Origin of the sequence: Gracilibacillus oryzae (assembly GCF_009498735.1) — a bacterium.
GTDB lineage: Bacteria > Bacillota > Bacilli > Bacillales > Amphibacillaceae > Gracilibacillus > Gracilibacillus oryzae.
Genome location: NZ_ML762427.1, coordinates 249,551 through 263,597 on the forward strand (window position 1 = coordinate 249,551; position 14,047 = coordinate 263,597).

Annotated in this window: 18 protein-coding genes, 1 pseudogene and 1 riboswitch; of the genes and pseudogenes, 3 read left to right on the forward strand and 16 right to left on the reverse strand. The window is 38.0% G+C overall.

Annotated features, from left to right (window positions below):
• Positions 1–20: 20 nt before the first annotated feature.
• The 16 genes from F9U64_RS08105 to F9U64_RS08180 all read right to left on the reverse strand — a co-directional run bounded on the left by F9U64_RS08105 (position 21) and on the right by F9U64_RS08180 (position 11,996).
• Positions 21–860, reverse strand: coding sequence for an ATP-binding cassette domain-containing protein (locus F9U64_RS08105; RefSeq protein WP_153402504.1), 840 nt, complete (start codon positions 858–860; stop codon positions 21–23).
• Positions 853–1,719, reverse strand: a complete 867-nt coding sequence (locus tag F9U64_RS08110) for an alpha-D-ribose 1-methylphosphonate 5-phosphate C-P-lyase PhnJ (protein WP_153402505.1) — start codon at positions 1,717–1,719, stop codon at positions 853–855. Before F9U64_RS08110 ends, F9U64_RS08105 begins: the two co-directional genes overlap by 8 nt.
• Complete coding sequence (locus tag F9U64_RS08115; RefSeq protein WP_153402506.1) at positions 1,709–2,824, reverse strand: carbon-phosphorus lyase complex subunit PhnI; 1,116 nt, start codon at positions 2,822–2,824, stop codon at positions 1,709–1,711. Before F9U64_RS08115 ends, F9U64_RS08110 begins: the two co-directional genes overlap by 11 nt.
• Entirely contained in the window at positions 2,806–3,420 is a 615-nt protein-coding gene (phnH, locus tag F9U64_RS08120) for a phosphonate C-P lyase system protein PhnH (RefSeq protein ID WP_194287309.1), read from the reverse strand. Before phnH ends, F9U64_RS08115 begins: the two co-directional genes overlap by 19 nt.
• A gap of 16 nt (positions 3,421–3,436) precedes the next feature.
• On the reverse strand, positions 3,437–3,859 hold the full coding sequence (gene phnG / locus F9U64_RS08125; protein ID WP_153402508.1) for a phosphonate C-P lyase system protein PhnG: 423 nt from the start codon (positions 3,857–3,859) through the stop codon (positions 3,437–3,439).
• A 121-nt stretch (positions 3,860–3,980) separates the two neighbouring features.
• Positions 3,981–4,694, reverse strand: a complete 714-nt coding sequence (locus tag F9U64_RS08130) for a GntR family transcriptional regulator (protein WP_228275623.1) — start codon at positions 4,692–4,694, stop codon at positions 3,981–3,983.
• Positions 4,695–4,815: 121 nt separating this feature from the next.
• Entirely contained in the window at positions 4,816–5,241 is a 426-nt protein-coding gene (locus F9U64_RS08135; protein ID WP_153402509.1) for a DUF3021 domain-containing protein, read from the reverse strand.
• Positions 5,222–5,692: a LytTR family DNA-binding domain-containing protein gene (locus F9U64_RS08140; RefSeq protein ID WP_153402510.1), complete on the reverse strand. Its 471-nt coding sequence runs from the start codon at positions 5,690–5,692 to the stop codon at positions 5,222–5,224. Before F9U64_RS08140 ends, F9U64_RS08135 begins: the two co-directional genes overlap by 20 nt.
• Before the next feature lie 18 nt (positions 5,693–5,710).
• The gene (locus tag F9U64_RS08145; RefSeq protein WP_153402511.1) at positions 5,711–6,457 is read right to left on the reverse strand and encodes an ABC transporter permease; all 747 of its coding nucleotides are present in this window, start codon (positions 6,455–6,457) and stop codon (positions 5,711–5,713) included.
• A gap of 22 nt (positions 6,458–6,479) precedes the next feature.
• On the reverse strand, positions 6,480–7,358 hold the full coding sequence (locus F9U64_RS08150) for an ABC transporter ATP-binding protein (protein WP_153402512.1): 879 nt from the start codon (positions 7,356–7,358) through the stop codon (positions 6,480–6,482).
• Positions 7,359–7,636: 278 nt separating this feature from the next.
• On the reverse strand, positions 7,637–8,455 hold the full coding sequence (locus tag F9U64_RS08155; protein WP_153402513.1) for a manganese catalase: 819 nt from the start codon (positions 8,453–8,455) through the stop codon (positions 7,637–7,639).
• A 91-nt stretch (positions 8,456–8,546) separates the two neighbouring features.
• Positions 8,547–8,729, reverse strand: coding sequence for a YjzC family protein (locus F9U64_RS08160; RefSeq protein WP_153402514.1), 183 nt, complete (start codon positions 8,727–8,729; stop codon positions 8,547–8,549).
• 66 nt (positions 8,730–8,795) lie between these two features.
• Entirely contained in the window at positions 8,796–9,314 is a 519-nt protein-coding gene (locus F9U64_RS08165) for a con-10 family general stress protein (protein ID WP_153402515.1), read from the reverse strand.
• Between the two features lie 129 nt (positions 9,315–9,443).
• A complete protein-coding gene (locus tag F9U64_RS08170; RefSeq protein ID WP_153402516.1) occupies positions 9,444–10,550 on the reverse strand; it encodes a M20 family metallopeptidase in 1,107 nt (368 codons plus the stop codon).
• A gap of 15 nt (positions 10,551–10,565) precedes the next feature.
• Positions 10,566–11,612, reverse strand: coding sequence for an ATP-grasp domain-containing protein (locus F9U64_RS08175; protein ID WP_153402517.1), 1,047 nt, complete (start codon positions 11,610–11,612; stop codon positions 10,566–10,568).
• 186 nt (positions 11,613–11,798) lie between these two features.
• A complete protein-coding gene (locus F9U64_RS08180) occupies positions 11,799–11,996 on the reverse strand; it encodes an H-type small acid-soluble spore protein (protein WP_153402518.1) in 198 nt (65 codons plus the stop codon).
• 161 nt (positions 11,997–12,157) lie between these two features.
• Between F9U64_RS08180 and F9U64_RS08185 the strand changes: the two genes are divergently transcribed.
• The 3 genes and pseudogenes from F9U64_RS08185 to F9U64_RS22920 form a co-directional block, all read left to right on the forward strand.
• Positions 12,158–12,409, forward strand: a complete 252-nt coding sequence (locus F9U64_RS08185) for a YkuS family protein (RefSeq protein WP_153402519.1) — start codon at positions 12,158–12,160, stop codon at positions 12,407–12,409.
• Between the two features lie 472 nt (positions 12,410–12,881).
• Positions 12,882–13,079: a CsbD family protein gene (locus F9U64_RS08190; RefSeq protein WP_153402520.1), complete on the forward strand. Its 198-nt coding sequence runs from the start codon at positions 12,882–12,884 to the stop codon at positions 13,077–13,079.
• A 389-nt stretch (positions 13,080–13,468) separates the two neighbouring features.
• Positions 13,469–13,568, forward strand: a riboswitch (purine riboswitch).
• Between the two features lie 92 nt (positions 13,569–13,660).
• A pseudogene (locus tag F9U64_RS22920) lies at positions 13,661–13,990 on the forward strand (GMP reductase); the annotation flags it as partial.
• Positions 13,991–14,047 lie beyond the last annotated feature (57 nt).

Here is a 14,047-nt window from a genome sequence, read left to right on the forward strand (position 1 = left end):
AAAATTATATTTGGAACATTTTACAGCATGCTATAAACTAATTGTTGTGTATAAGAATGAGCAGGATCTTCTAATATCTGATCTGTTAAGCCCTGTTCAATTACTTCCCCATTTAACATAACAAGTGTGCGATCTGCCAGCATTCGGATGACTGCCAGATCATGTGAGACGACAATCATGCTAATTTGCAGTTCCCGCTGTATTAGTTTAATCAAATCAATCACAGCCGCTTGTACTGATAAATCTAGTCCTGTTGTTACTTCATCAAGAAATAATATTGGTGGCTGATTTGATAAAGCTTTCGCAATTTGGACACGCTGCTGCATTCCGCCAGAGAAATTTCCCGGCGCTTCTTTCATTCGGAATAATGGGATATGGACCGTTTCTAATAGATCCTGACCGATTCTTTGCATTGCAGTTACATTCCGGTTTCCTGCCGCAATCAGTTTCTCGGCAATATTTCCGATCGAAGAGAAATTCATTTTTAAGCCTTTGACAGGATTTTGATAAACCATCCCATATTTATGGTTGCGAACATAGCGTTTTTTCTGTGAGGATATTGTGAGTAAGTTCAGTCCTTCAAATTCCGGGTCATGCAAATAGACTTCACCTGCCGTCACTTCCTTATCAAAATACAGGCAGTGCATTACAGTAGATTTGCCACTGCCGCTTTCCCCGACAATACCGAGGATTTCACCAGGGTACACATCAAAGGAAACATTCCGGCAAGCGTAAATCGTTCCACACTTCGGGCAATAATTTTTGATCAGATTAGCTTGTGCTGCATTGGTGCAATGACGGCATCCACTCCCAAATTGTTTATTTAAATGCTTTACTTGTAAAATAGGCTGTTCATACATCTGCCAGCTCCACCTCTTTTCGCTCCTGCTGATTTAACCGGGCAATACAGTAGCTTGTATCATTACACTGAAAAATTGTTTGACCGGATTCTTCATCAATAAGTTCATCTAAAAATACATCTGTTGCACCACATAAATGACAGCATTCCCCGCTAAAATCTTCGACGGTGAACGGGTAATCTTCAAAAGCTAGTGAAGCCACATCTGTATGTGGAGGAACAGCATAAATCTTTTTCTCTCTTCCAGCCCCGAGTAAAATCAATGCCTCTGAATCATGCAGCTTGGGGTTATCAAACCTTGGAATTGGACTTGGTGCCATCACATAACGGTCATTAACAAAAACAGGATGATCTGCTTGTGTCGCTGTTTTGCCAAACTTCATAATTTGTTCAAACAACATTAACCAAACTCCGCTGTATTCATTTTCCGCATGAAGCTTTTTCGTTTCTTGTTCTTTTTTCTCATAATGACGGAGTGGCTCAGGCATAGGAACCTGCAGCACTAAAATCTGCTCCTTTGTTAAAGGTATCTCTGGAATACGGTGCCTTGATTGAATAATCGTTGCTGCTTCCGTTTGCTCTGTCAGCTCCACATCTGTTGTTGATTGGACAAGTTTTTTTATACTTACTGCATTAACTGATTCATCTGAGCCTTGATCGATCACTTTTAAAACATCTTCTTTTCCAATCAGGGAAAGGGTCAGTTGCAGCCCGCCAGTCCCCCAGCCTCTGGCTATCGGCATTTCCCTTGAAGCAAAAGGAACTTGATAACCTGGAATGGCGACTGCTTTTAAGGAAGCTCTTCTTATTTCTTTTTTGGAACCTTCATCTAAAAAGGCAAAATGCTGATTAGGATTCATTTTCTGTTCCCCCTTGTTTTACTCTGCGGACACTGTCTAATTTCGACTGGAACGTAACGTAATGTGGCAGTTTTAAATGTGAAATAAAACCTGTAGATTCCACTGAATCGACATGCAGTAAAACGAATTCTTCGTCATGTGTTGCGAACGATTCCTCCGGATGTTCCAAGCATTGATCAAGAATGCTCATCGCAATTGCTTTTGTTTCGTTTTGCCCATAACAAACCCCATAACCAATCTCAAACTCTATCTCATGCTCATTTGTATTCTTCTTTTTGGTAACAGGGACAAATGATTCGACTTCGGTTACTTTGATCTCGCCTAGATAGTAGTCGTCTTCCGGATCAGTCATTTCACTATTCTCCAGCGATACATAGATTGGCAGTCTGCCGACACGAACCTCTCCAACTGTTGGGTGTACTTGGCCATAACCTCGTAATGAAGCATATCCCAATGAAGTGATTGCTCCTGTTTGCCCTCTTGTTAAAATCTGCAGCCTTTCACTCCGGGAAGCAGGAAATTGTAAGCTGTACTTTGTCACATCATCAGGTGAAGTATTATCTGCTTCATATGTTTCAAACAGCCCTTCTGCGCGCAGATATTCGACTACTTTTGGATAGTGGGTTATTTCATTTCGTGTTGCACGAGGTAACTTTTCTGCTGAATATTGTGCCAACCAATTCTCTAAATCTTGCTTTGTTTCACTTAATAATTGAAAATCTAATAAACGGTGAGTATAGTCATGTGTCGCACCTAAGAGCTGCCCGCCGGGAATGTCTTTAAAACTTGCAGAAATTCTGCGTTCCACAAACATTTCATATGGATCAACCGTCCGGCTGTAATAAAGACGAGGTAATGTAGAGCGATGTGCCCGCAGTAAAAATACCGCTTCTTCCATACTGCCTTCTGCCTGTTTAATTGCTAGTGCTGCCAGATAAGGTGAATAAAGGCTTGCTTCTGACATCACCTGATCTACCAGCAGTCTCATGGACGAGAGGATTGTCTCCACACTGACAACTTCCATATCTTTTATTCGCTCATATTTGATACGTTCGATTGATGCTTCAATCGCATTCGTTCCACCTTTTACTGCGACATAGCCCAATTCGCTTCCCCCTTTCTATGAATAGAAGTTGTCCGCGGCAGGCAAACAATTTCCGCATTTTTTGTTGTAAAGATGAGGTCTATCCCTAAAGGGTGTTCATTCGTACGTCCTTTTCTTGCCTGTAAAAATTCCTCTGTTAGAAGCAAAGGTAGTTTGGTTTCTCCTTTAATACCCGGACCAGTTAATGACCATTGATCAGGATTCTGATTCAGCTTGTTTTCTATGATCCATGTTGCTGAAAGCTGCGGGTCCCGCAAATCACCAATCTTACATTGAGACAAATCATGAATGATCTCTGTCTCACTTGTATCTTCTAAGACAAAAATATAATCGGCCTTTTCTATACTGGTGAATTGGGCAAATGTGTATGCTGATATTTTGCTGGTTACCTCTCCTTGAGGATCACCTAATATATGAAAGGTAACTTCTGCATCCAGCAGGGTCATTGCAATAAGCCATGTGGTTTTGTAACAGCCTTTGGCATCATCCATCTTACTGGTAATAGGTTGTAGTGATGCGACGGAACCTGGTCTAGCCATGCTCTGTAACAACGTGCGGTAGACTTGCTGCATATCGTGTACAGTGTCGATTCGCATGGATTCATCTCCTCTCTTATACATCCATTGTTTCGAAGAGTACTTTTGTCTTTAAAAGTTCTTCCTGTTCCTGAATTTTTGCTTGTTTGATTCGCTGCTCTTCTTCCATTAACTTCTTTCCCCATTCTTCCGTTTCTGGCAATGCCGCTTTATATGCCGCATCAATAATCGCTAATTGTTTCGCAAGCTCTTCCTTTATTCCAACAACAATTCCTGCTCCAATGTGATCCATCACTTCTACTTTCGCTTCCGTGATCAGCACCTCGCCGATATAAAAGAGAGAATTTTTTGCTGTTTCACGCATCTTTACCATTGTCATTCCTTGTCTTGGCGCAACTAATTCTTTACAGCGGTATTTATGTAATATCATTTCTGATAGCTCTTTTGCTAGAGAAGGGTCACCTTCAATTAAAATTTCTGTCCTTCTTTTTCTTTTCATTAATGCTTTCCCTCCTTTCCATTTTCATCCTAACTTGTCGCCAAGTTGCTGTGTGTAAAGATAAGGTAAATTATTTGTAAACAAGAAAAAAAAACGTACATTCTCGAGTGAGAGTGTACGTTTAGATGTCTGAAGTTATATCATATTTAAATTTATCGCTTCGATAGAGTATTCTCGTATATTCGAGGACATTGCCATTTTCTGCATTAATGCTGTCACTAACAATCTCGATGAGCGGCACCATGCTCCCGCAATGAAGCAGTTTCTGCTCTCTGGAGGTGGGAAAGGTGACATTTAATAATGATTTCCGGCTGGAGAATTGCTGGATGCCATGAGCGCGGTAATAACGAAACATAGATAATACAGCAGGACCATCGTCACCTATTGAAGGAAACTGTGCTTCCTTTACATAAGAATAATGGATCGCAATTGGTTCGCCATTAATCAGCCTCAATCGGCCAATTTGATACACACTCTCTGATTTCTCAGCACTTAAAGTTTCATAAATCACAGGGTCATAGTCTATCGGAGTACAGCTGATATTTTGGGTACAATGGTCATAGCCAAGTGCATTCATTTTTTCGGTAAAACTGGTTTTGGATGATAAAGACATCTGTACAGAGACTGACTCTTCTTTTAGATAACGCCCCTTGCCTTGTTCAGAATAGATATATCCACGTTCTTCCAGCTTATTAAATGCTTCTCTAATCGTAAATCGCGGAACCTTATATTTATCTGCCAGCTGATTTTCAGACGGAAGCTTAGCTCCAGGCAGCAATTTCTTTGTTGTTATTTGTTCCATCAATTCATCAACAATCAATGCGACTTTACCCACTAGAACTGCCACCTTCTTTACGTGTAAATTAGATGAGTTATCCTTCTAGTATTATACACTTGTTTAGGCAACACATCTATCGCTGCCAAGAATGGTTGATGTAAGACTGTTACAGATTCAGTTATAGTTTTTGCCGCCCATCTCTCTGTTGAATATTTCTGTTCATTGATTTCTCTATCTTTTTATAATACAAATAGTATCCCGTCCAAAAAATAGCGTATATAAACAAAAATATTAAACTAGTTAAAAGAATCGCTGGTATCTCCCATGGTGTCCAGCCCGCCGTTAAGGCAATAATTAAGTAGAAGGCAATGGAAAGAATAAAATGCAGAATCGTTTGCTTCAAAATACTCCACCCGTTATCTCCAAAAATAAATGAAGACAACCCAAAATAAATCCCTATTATAAAGGAGCAGAGCATATAAGACCAGATCTCTGTGGCAGAGGATTCTGTGTCTGTAATGATGACTACCGTCAGAGCAATAAAAGTGATCATTCCTCCGAATGCTATGCCTGTAATGCTTCTTTTAATTGCTTCCATTATCATCTGGTTCCCCTCCCATGTCCAACCTATTTTTTATCGGTACTACATATTTTCGAGAAATGTATTCTTTACATCCTGAATGGAAATAAACACAGAGATTGCCATTAAAAGATAGCTCAAAGCAATCAATATGGTTAAGGTTACCAATGACAGATTTAGAGAAACGCATAAAATTATAAGGCGCTAGAATTACTTCTATTTCATAAAGTTTCATTTTTATTTCCACATTGCGACTTCCAATACATGCAAAGACCTTCCTCTTTTCTGAATAAACAAAATCAATATCATTAGGATCAAGCAGGACCGTTTGATCTGATTCTATGCCAAATAGGCGCTTTCGGTGTTTCCCTCTAATAATAGTAATAATTTCCTCTAATTCTTCTGTCCATTCATTTGTCTGAATCGTGATCGATGGTTCCGTATGCTCATCATTAATGTCGATATTTATCTTCATTTTATGCCCCCTAATCGATTATCCCTTCGACCGCCTTAAAAAATTCGGATATGCGAACAATGCAACAATAAACCCTAATAAACTGAACCCGATTAAAACGAATAATGTCTTAAATAGATCAGCAACCTGAAGCGTACCTGACATTGCATCCTGGAAAGCTTGATGCGCCCAATATTGTGGCAGGAAATTACTGATTTTCTGAAAAAATGCCGGCATTATATCGATCGGAATCCATAATCCACTCAGCACAGCTCCACCTAATGCAACAACTTGAGTCAGAGCAATACCCATATTAATTGATTTTACTAACAATGACAGTGCTAATCCTAATCCGGTAACCATAACAGTCAAGAAGATAAATAAAATAATTAAATAGAGTGGCTGTGTTAAAGGGATATCATAAATAACCTTTCCGAAAGTTGTTAATATCAATATTTGTATAATGACAATATACATGTAAGAAATCCATTTGCCTAGCAGATAGAAAAGTGAGGGTAATGGGGTGCTTTCTATTCTGGTAACCATGCCAATATTCTGATCTTTTATAAATGAATCTGCCATTGATATCATGATAAAAAAGACAAACATAATGGTATAACCTGAGACAATGGAGACAATTACTTGCTGACGATCTGATCCGCTTAATCCCGAGGTAAATATAGAAATAAATATAACAGTGAAAATAATAGGCAGGATCAATGTCCAGAATAATAAACCCCTGTCTTGCAGACTCTTTTTCAATTCAAATCCGATTATCGCAAACATTTAAGTCTCTCCTCTCGTTATATCAGTCTCGCAGCTGGCTCCCTGTTAAGGAAAAGAATACATCCTCAAGTTTTGGTTTAACTAACTCAAGACGTTCAATTTCTCCACTGTTTTCATTACAAAAATGAATCATTCTTTCCATCGCTGCTAATGGATTGTTTGCAGTGATTAAATAACCGCCATCTTTTCCTTTTGAACAGGTTTGGCTTAAATCATCAGGTACACACATCCTTCCCTTAACATAAATCGAAGGGACAGCATGTTTTTTCAGTAAGTGCTCAATTGATCCATTTTCTACAACCTTGCCATGGTCCATAAATGCAGCTTCCTCACATAACTGCTCTATTTCTTCCATGTAGTGACTGGCATAAATTATTGTAAAACCATTTGATTTAAATTTTTCGATCATGTTAAAAATATATCGTCGTGACTGCGGATCAATGCCAACTGTCGGTTCATCCATTATGATGAATCTTGGCTGATGGATAATGGCACATCCTATATTTAATCTGCGTTTCATCCCTCCTGAAAAAGTCTTCACTTTTTCTTTTCCACGTTCTGTAAGTCCAATTTCCGATAAGACCTCTTCCGTGCGTTTTTGTAGTACAGCACCTTTTAAACCATAAAGTCTTCCAAAAAAGTGTAAATTATCTCTGGCAGACAGTGTCTCTTCTAATGCAATTTCCTGGGGAACATAACCGATTTGAATTTTGTTATTTGTAAACTGAACATTCCCGCTATAGTCCTGGATAACCGATGCAATAATTTTAATTAAAGTGGATTTGCCAGCTCCATTTGGCCCAATCAGACCGAAACAAATACCTTCAGATATATTTAAGGAAACATTTTTTAATGCAACATTGTTTTTATACGATTTACTTAAGTTCTTTAAGCTTAACAATCCAATCCCTGCCTTTCATTTTTATTCTATTATGACAATGTAATGCTTCGATTAGGTTACAAAATGACTAACATGCTGGATTTTATGATTAAAATAACAGGAATTTTGTTTGTAAATTCATACGCTGAGGTTAAGGGGATATTTTATGAACTTTATCAAAATAAATGAGGAAATTCGGATGCTCGGAAAATGGTAAGTTTAAAGTCAAGCATGAAATATATTTCACAAAATAAATAAAAGCACCCTAAAACAGGATGCTTTTAAAACTTGATAATATTTTACTTCGGTGGTGTCCCATGCATATAGGATGGAGCAGGCTTTAATTCCTGTTTACCACCATGAGCTTCCGGTGTTTCCACATAGCCAAATTTGCCATGTCCATCAGGAGTCTTACCTGAAGCCCAACCTCCATCTCTACTTTCTTCTCCTGCAGAGAAATTCATTAAATCATAAGAAAAGTCAGTTGCTTCCCATTCTTCTGGTACAGTTCCAGGAACAGTAGTACCATACTTTTCTTCCAGTTCTTTTAATGCGGCAATCCATTGATTCTGGTGCATAGTATCACGCGCCAGAAGGAATGAGAGCATTTTCTTTACTCCGTTATCATTTGTCATTTCATACAATCTCGCCACTTGTAGTCTGCCTTGTGATTCGGCGTTTAAGTTCGCTCTGAAATCTGTGATTAAATTACCGCTGGCAACAATATACCCGGCATTCCACGGAACTCCTGTGCTATTTTCAGGCATTGCTCCAAGACCTGACACAATTGCATGGTGAGGATTCATTCCACCAAGAGCTGCTTCAATTATCGGGTTTTCTGCCGCTTTTTCCTGTTCGTTAACAGGGGCATCATCTAATAATCTAGCAATCATTGTTGAAATCATTTCAATGTGCCCCAGTTCTTCTGTACCTGTGTCCATGATTAAATCTTTATACTTTTCTTCTCCTCGTGCATTCCAACCTTGAAATAAGTATTGCATGGCAACAGACATTTCGCCATATTGTCCGCCTAATATTTCTTGAAGTTTCTTTGCATACACCGGATCTGGACGGTCGGGCTTAGCGTGATATTGCAATTCTTTTCTATGAAAAAACATAATTCAGACCACCTTTAATGAAGAATTCATTTCTTAATACTGGGCAAAATAATGCCCCCCTTTTCAAATTTAAAAGAGGGGCTTGTGTATCTTAAGAAGATTTTACCCAATATGCTGCCTCATGTTCTGATGGAGATGGAGGGAATTGATCTCCTGCGCTTAAATCGATTTCTGAATCGTCATTATGGTTATTTCCATTTAATAACTTATCTACTTTATACTTACCAGATTCAGGAGCTTTTTCTCCCGTTTTATATTGTTTATCATTTGCCATTTATATCATCCTCCTATATAATTGACAATAGTTAATTAGTTTAATATTTATCTAATCGGTCGAAATTTAAGAGTTGTTATTGTTTCTTCTTGAATTACGGCCGCCTTTTTTACCAATTTCTTCGTAATGATCTTCGCCATATTTATCGCTTGTTGTTTCTCCGCCTTTTTGACCGATTTCCTGGAAGTGCTCTGTATCATACTTGTCACTTGTTGTTTCTCCGCCTTTTTGGCCGATTTCCTGGAAGTGCTCTGTATCATACTTATCACTTGTTGCTTCTCCGCCTTTTTGGCCGATTTCCTGGAAGTGCTCTGTATCATATTTGTCACTTACTGCTTCTCCGCCTTGTTGACCGATTTCCTGGAAGTGCTCACTATCATATTTATCACTTACTGTTTGTCCACCTTTTTTCCCAATCTCTTGGTAAAAGTCCTGATCATGATTTTGGCTTGTTGTTTTTCCGCCTTTTTGCCCAATTTCCTGGAAGTGTTCTGTATCATATTTGTTGCTTACTGTTTCTCCACCTTTTTGGCCTGCTTGCTCTCTGCTCATTTTACCGTTATTATTATTGTTATTTTTCGCCATTTAAAACTACCTCCTGTAAATTAGTTATTTTTTTGTGATTATTTATCACATTTTTCTTATACCTCTATAAACTTTTAAATAAACATGTTTTCCATTATTTTTTATTTCTGTAATATAATTGTATAAATGTCACTTACTCGAAACAGATAGTTCCTTAATGTTGGCCACATCTATACTGATAAAGTCTTTCATAATTTCTACATATTCTCTGACAGAGTCTATATACACCATTTCATTTTCCCCGTGCCAGTCTGCACCTACAGGGCCAAATTCAACTGCTGCACTTCCATACTTTGTGAAAAATTGGGCATCAGAAGACCCATGTTGACCAAACACATTAACATCTTCCAATTGCGTCTCTCTCTTGATCGATCTTTTTAACATTTGCACATAAGGATCATCAGGCTCTGTTTTAACTGGGTCATTACAAATATGGATTTGGACATCTCCATCTGTAATATCTTTGATTTGCTGATAGATAACATTTGGATCCTGATTTGGCAGATAACGAATGTCTAATGCCATTTCACAAACTTCTGGTACTTTGTTGTACACTGTTCCTCCAGATAACTTGGCAAGATTAATGGATGGTTTATCGTAAAACGGTGGTTCTATTTCTTCAGCAAATGGTAATCTTAATATATCTTCATATAGCTGATATGCTTTCATAACAGCATTTACCCCATCCCACGGCCTGCTGCCATGTGCAGGCTTGCCATAAATCTTAAAGTCAAGTTGTAATACCCCTTTAGATTGAACCGCAACGCCTAAATTTGTCGGTTCACCACAAATCATAAAGTCGCCTCGGTAACCTTGATCAGCTAAAAACTTACTTCCATTCCTGCCACCTGTCTCCTCATCCGGGACAATCTGCAGCATTACTTTTGCCGGCAATACGTGGTCTTTCAACTGTGCAACAGTTTCCATCATCGCCGCAACACCAGCTTTCATATCAACCGAGCCGCGACCATACATTTTACCGTCTTTTATAAAAGGCTGAAACTGCTCTTTTTCCCCTTCAATTACATCAACATGACCATTTAACACAATCGTCTGCTCGCCCTCACCAATTTCACAAACTAAAGACTGATAACCACTATTACTGATTTTGTTTACCAGAAGGCCTCTTCCTTCCAGCCAATCAGCACAGAAGTCAACCGCTCTGTTTGCTCCATCTTTAGTTGAGCTGTCTATTTCAATTAATTCTTTTAAGAGAGAAACTAATTGTTCTCTCATTCTATCCCTCCTTTATTATCTGTTCATTACTGTCGGTTTTTCTTTATCAATCGCCACTACTGTATCATGACGTGCTAAATCTAAACCTGCCTGCTGAGTGAGCCAATCTTCATCTACCTTTTCACCCCTGGTAATGTTAATTATTGCTGCAGGTATATTTGCACCAGCTCTGTGTGAGAATGCATAACCTCCGCCAAATCGAGGATTGATATCAATCACATAATAATTTTTCCCATCATAATAGACGTCTGTGTTGATATAACCCGCATGTTTTAAGTTTGAGCCTATTTTTTCCCCGATTTCCAGTAATTCCTCTGAATTTTCTGTAACACATTTGTCGATGTCCCCACCACGCATAGCGAATTGCCTGCGCACAAGTGATGTGACATAATTTCCATCCAGATCATTAAAGATATCCAGACTAAACTTATCTCCTTCTATTACTTCCTGAATAATGACATTCTCTTCGGCACTCTTCGATGTTGCATCATCTAACGGAGATTCCTTTATTTCCCTTACAGCACAATCATACGCATGCTGTAACTCTTCTACGTTATATGCGAATTCCACACCCATGGAGGCAGATCCATTACGAGGTTTGATGATTAATGGATAATCCACTTCTCCACTTTCCAATCCTTTTTCAGCATCAGTTACATTCAAATAAGAAAATGGCGCTTTTACTTCAAAAGGTTGTAAAAGTTCTCTGTACTTCCCTTTGTCTCTCACTTTCTCCACAACCGATTCGTCCGGAACAAAAAGCTTTATATCTTTTTCAACAAATTTATGCTTTGCTGCAGCTAACTTTGGGACCTCCCAGTCATTTAATGGCACTATACAATTAACATGCTCTTTTGTACAAATATTAAATATAGCGTCCAGATAACCTGGGGCAGTCTGATGGGGGATCATATAGTTTTTGTCCCCTGCTTGCAAGGATGGCGCATTATATTCTGGATCAGCTGTAATAACATTTCCTTCTATGCCCAGACTTTTTAATGCATCCTTAAAAAAGCCAACAAAATCTATCCTTCTTGCGCTTGAAGTTATTAAAATATTCATCAATAGTCATCTCCTTTTGCTATAGTTGTATTGCTTATACCCCCGCTTTCTTGTATAAAACACGATAATTAAATTTTACACACGAATTTAAAGCAGTTGTAATATATCAGCAAACGCCATACCTTTGAAGGAGATAACCCAAAAATCCGACATACTTTTATGCCTGTATTTCAGCTTTTCATTTTGCTAAAATCCTGCTTCACTGCTTTTCTCATCTAATTGCCTTACGTCTACTTCCACTGTCTTATCAGAATTTTCCCGATATCGAACGAGAGCTTTTTTGGATTCTTCATCTACTGACAGGATATAGACCTTTTCACCTAAATACTCCACATCTTTCATATTTGGATCCTGAGTAATTTCTTTTGCTCGTATAATGTTCATTTATTTCCCTCCTTTATATTCTTTTCCTAGTTTTTTCATACCTTTTTATTCACTGGATCAAACATTGGACTTGTTCTTCTAGAAAATTATTGATGTAAAGTGTATGAACAGCAAAATAGAGTACATATTAAAATTGATGATATTTCAAGGAGGTTTTTAGAATGGCTCGAATTGGAGTGGAACAATCGTTAACAAACGTTCAACAAATGCTGCAGGCGGAAGGTCATGAAGTGGTCGTATTAAGACAAGAAGAGGACGCTAATGGCTGTGATTGCTGCGTGATCTCCGGTCTGGATGAAAATATGATGGGGATGCAAGACGCCGCGATCCAAGGTTCTGTCATTAGTGCTAGCGGGCTTAGTGCAAATGATATTAGTCAGCAAGTAAATCAAAAAATACAGGGACTGCAATAAATTTAACCCGGATCTAAGTTTTAGATCCGGGCTGATTAATGTGTATAACAGTAATCCCTATTGTAACTTACATTCTCAAAATTTATTAATTTCAAATCCATTTAGCTACCTCCTCCATCTCCCCACATCATTCCCTTATTGTATTCAGAGTCAATATGTCATAACAAAATGGGATGATCCCGATCCTTCTGCCCATCCTCTCCAGGGTCTGTCTGAGTGAAATAAGCGTATCTGCCATTTAAATTCTCAAAAAATGATAAAATCCCTCTTTTCACCCCCCTAAGGAATATATTGTAAATGAATTATTAAAAATCAGTGAAATTATGATATCCCAGGAGGTACTTACAGATGAGTTAGTACCAGGAAAGAAAATGGAAGCATCCGAGAAAAACCCTTATCATAAAAACCTTTGTTTCAGAAAATGATGAGCCGGGTATAAAGTTTATATAATATTACAAAGGAGTGTTTTTAGATGGCTGATAAAAAAGGACTTGGAGATAAAGTAAAAGGTGCAGTAAATAATGTAAAAGGCGAAGCTAAGGATCAAATCGGCAATGCTACTGACAATCCTGAACTACAGGCAAAAGGCAAAAAGGACAAACTAAAAGGTAGCATGCAAAATGATATTGGTGAAGCAAAGGACGAACAAGACAACCGCTATAACCGATAATATACGGAAAAGTGAGACTATGATCAGTGGGACGTTGCTCCACTGATAATTGGTGTGATCTATCAGGAAATAGACATCTCTAATCTTCAGGGTAACATCCTTATGTTTGAATTGAATCTAATAGAAAATTAGCACATTAATAAAACGAACAGATGATATATAATGCACGGAAATTTATAGTGTTTTGAATAGATGTTCTGCTCTCCTTTCTAAGGAAGAAGCATTTATTCAAAACTTTTTTTGTGTGCACATTTTTTTTAAAAAGTTTCTATCCTTAAAATACAATGATATGGAGGGATTTTCACACATTCCCTTGGATTTTAGCCCAAAACACGAACAATAATTATTTACATTATACGAAAGTTCGTTTATAATAATTATGGTTCGAAATTAAATCTTAAAAAAACATTCGTATATTCTTAGAAAAATGGTCTAAGAGTCTCTACTGGGAGCCGAGAAATCCTAACTACGAATGGGTAGTATGACTCTACCCATTTTTAGTTGGGATTTTTTTCTGCCAAGTTTATGCGTTGATTATTTATATCAAACTAATGATGAAGTAAAAATAAGGAGTGTATATGATGGAAAATATATTTGATTATGAAGATATTCAGTTAATTCCCGCTAAGTGTATCGTGAACAGCCGCTCTGAATGTAACACCACTGTGACACTGGGAGGCCGTCAATTTAAGCTTCCGGTTGTACCTGCTAATATGCAGACAATCATTGATGAGAAAGTGGCTCTTTATCTTGCTGAGAACAATTACTTTTATATTATGCACCGGTTTGAGCCAGAGAAACGCTTGTCCTTTATAAAGGAAATGCAGGCAAAAGATCTTTACGCTTCGATTAGTGTTGGAGTAAAAGAAGAAGAATATCAATTTGTTGAACAGCTTGCTGAAGCAGAGCTTGTCCCTGAATATATCACGATTGATATCGCACATGGTCATTCCAATGCTGTTATCAAT

Excerpts from the sequence above, each read along its gene's own strand:
- F9U64_RS08185 (WP_153402519.1), top strand. The coding sequence starts at position 12,158 with ATGGCTCGAATTGGAGTGGAACAATCGTTAACAAACGTTCAACAAATG.
- phnG (WP_153402508.1), bottom strand. The coding sequence starts at position 3,859 with ATGAAAAGAAAAAGAAGGACAGAAATTTTAATTGAAGGTGACCCTTCT.
- F9U64_RS08135 (WP_153402509.1), bottom strand. The coding sequence starts at position 5,241 with ATGATAATGGAAGCAATTAAAAGAAGCATTACAGGCATAGCATTCGGA.
- F9U64_RS08170 (WP_153402516.1), bottom strand. The coding sequence starts at position 10,550 with ATGAGAGAACAATTAGTTTCTCTCTTAAAAGAATTAATTGAAATAGAC.
- F9U64_RS08165 (WP_153402515.1), bottom strand. The coding sequence starts at position 9,314 with ATGGCGAAAAATAACAATAATAATAACGGTAAAATGAGCAGAGAGCAA.
- F9U64_RS08175 (WP_153402517.1), bottom strand. The coding sequence starts at position 11,612 with ATGAATATTTTAATAACTTCAAGCGCAAGAAGGATAGATTTTGTTGGC.
- F9U64_RS08180 (WP_153402518.1), bottom strand. The coding sequence starts at position 11,996 with ATGAACATTATACGAGCAAAAGAAATTACTCAGGATCCAAATATGAAA.
- F9U64_RS08155 (WP_153402513.1), bottom strand. The coding sequence starts at position 8,455 with ATGTTTTTTCATAGAAAAGAATTGCAATATCACGCTAAGCCCGACCGT.
- F9U64_RS08105 (WP_153402504.1), bottom strand. The coding sequence starts at position 860 with ATGTATGAACAGCCTATTTTACAAGTAAAGCATTTAAATAAACAATTT.
- F9U64_RS08190 (WP_153402520.1), top strand. The coding sequence starts at position 12,882 with ATGGCTGATAAAAAAGGACTTGGAGATAAAGTAAAAGGTGCAGTAAAT.
- phnH (WP_194287309.1), bottom strand. The coding sequence starts at position 3,420 with ATGCGAATCGACACTGTACACGATATGCAGCAAGTCTACCGCACGTTG.
- F9U64_RS08145 (WP_153402511.1), bottom strand. The coding sequence starts at position 6,457 with ATGTTTGCGATAATCGGATTTGAATTGAAAAAGAGTCTGCAAGACAGG.
- F9U64_RS08110 (WP_153402505.1), bottom strand. The coding sequence starts at position 1,719 with ATGAATCCTAATCAGCATTTTGCCTTTTTAGATGAAGGTTCCAAAAAA.
- F9U64_RS08160 (WP_153402514.1), bottom strand. The coding sequence starts at position 8,729 with ATGGCAAATGATAAACAATATAAAACGGGAGAAAAAGCTCCTGAATCT.
- F9U64_RS08140 (WP_153402510.1), bottom strand. The coding sequence starts at position 5,692 with ATGAAGATAAATATCGACATTAATGATGAGCATACGGAACCATCGATC.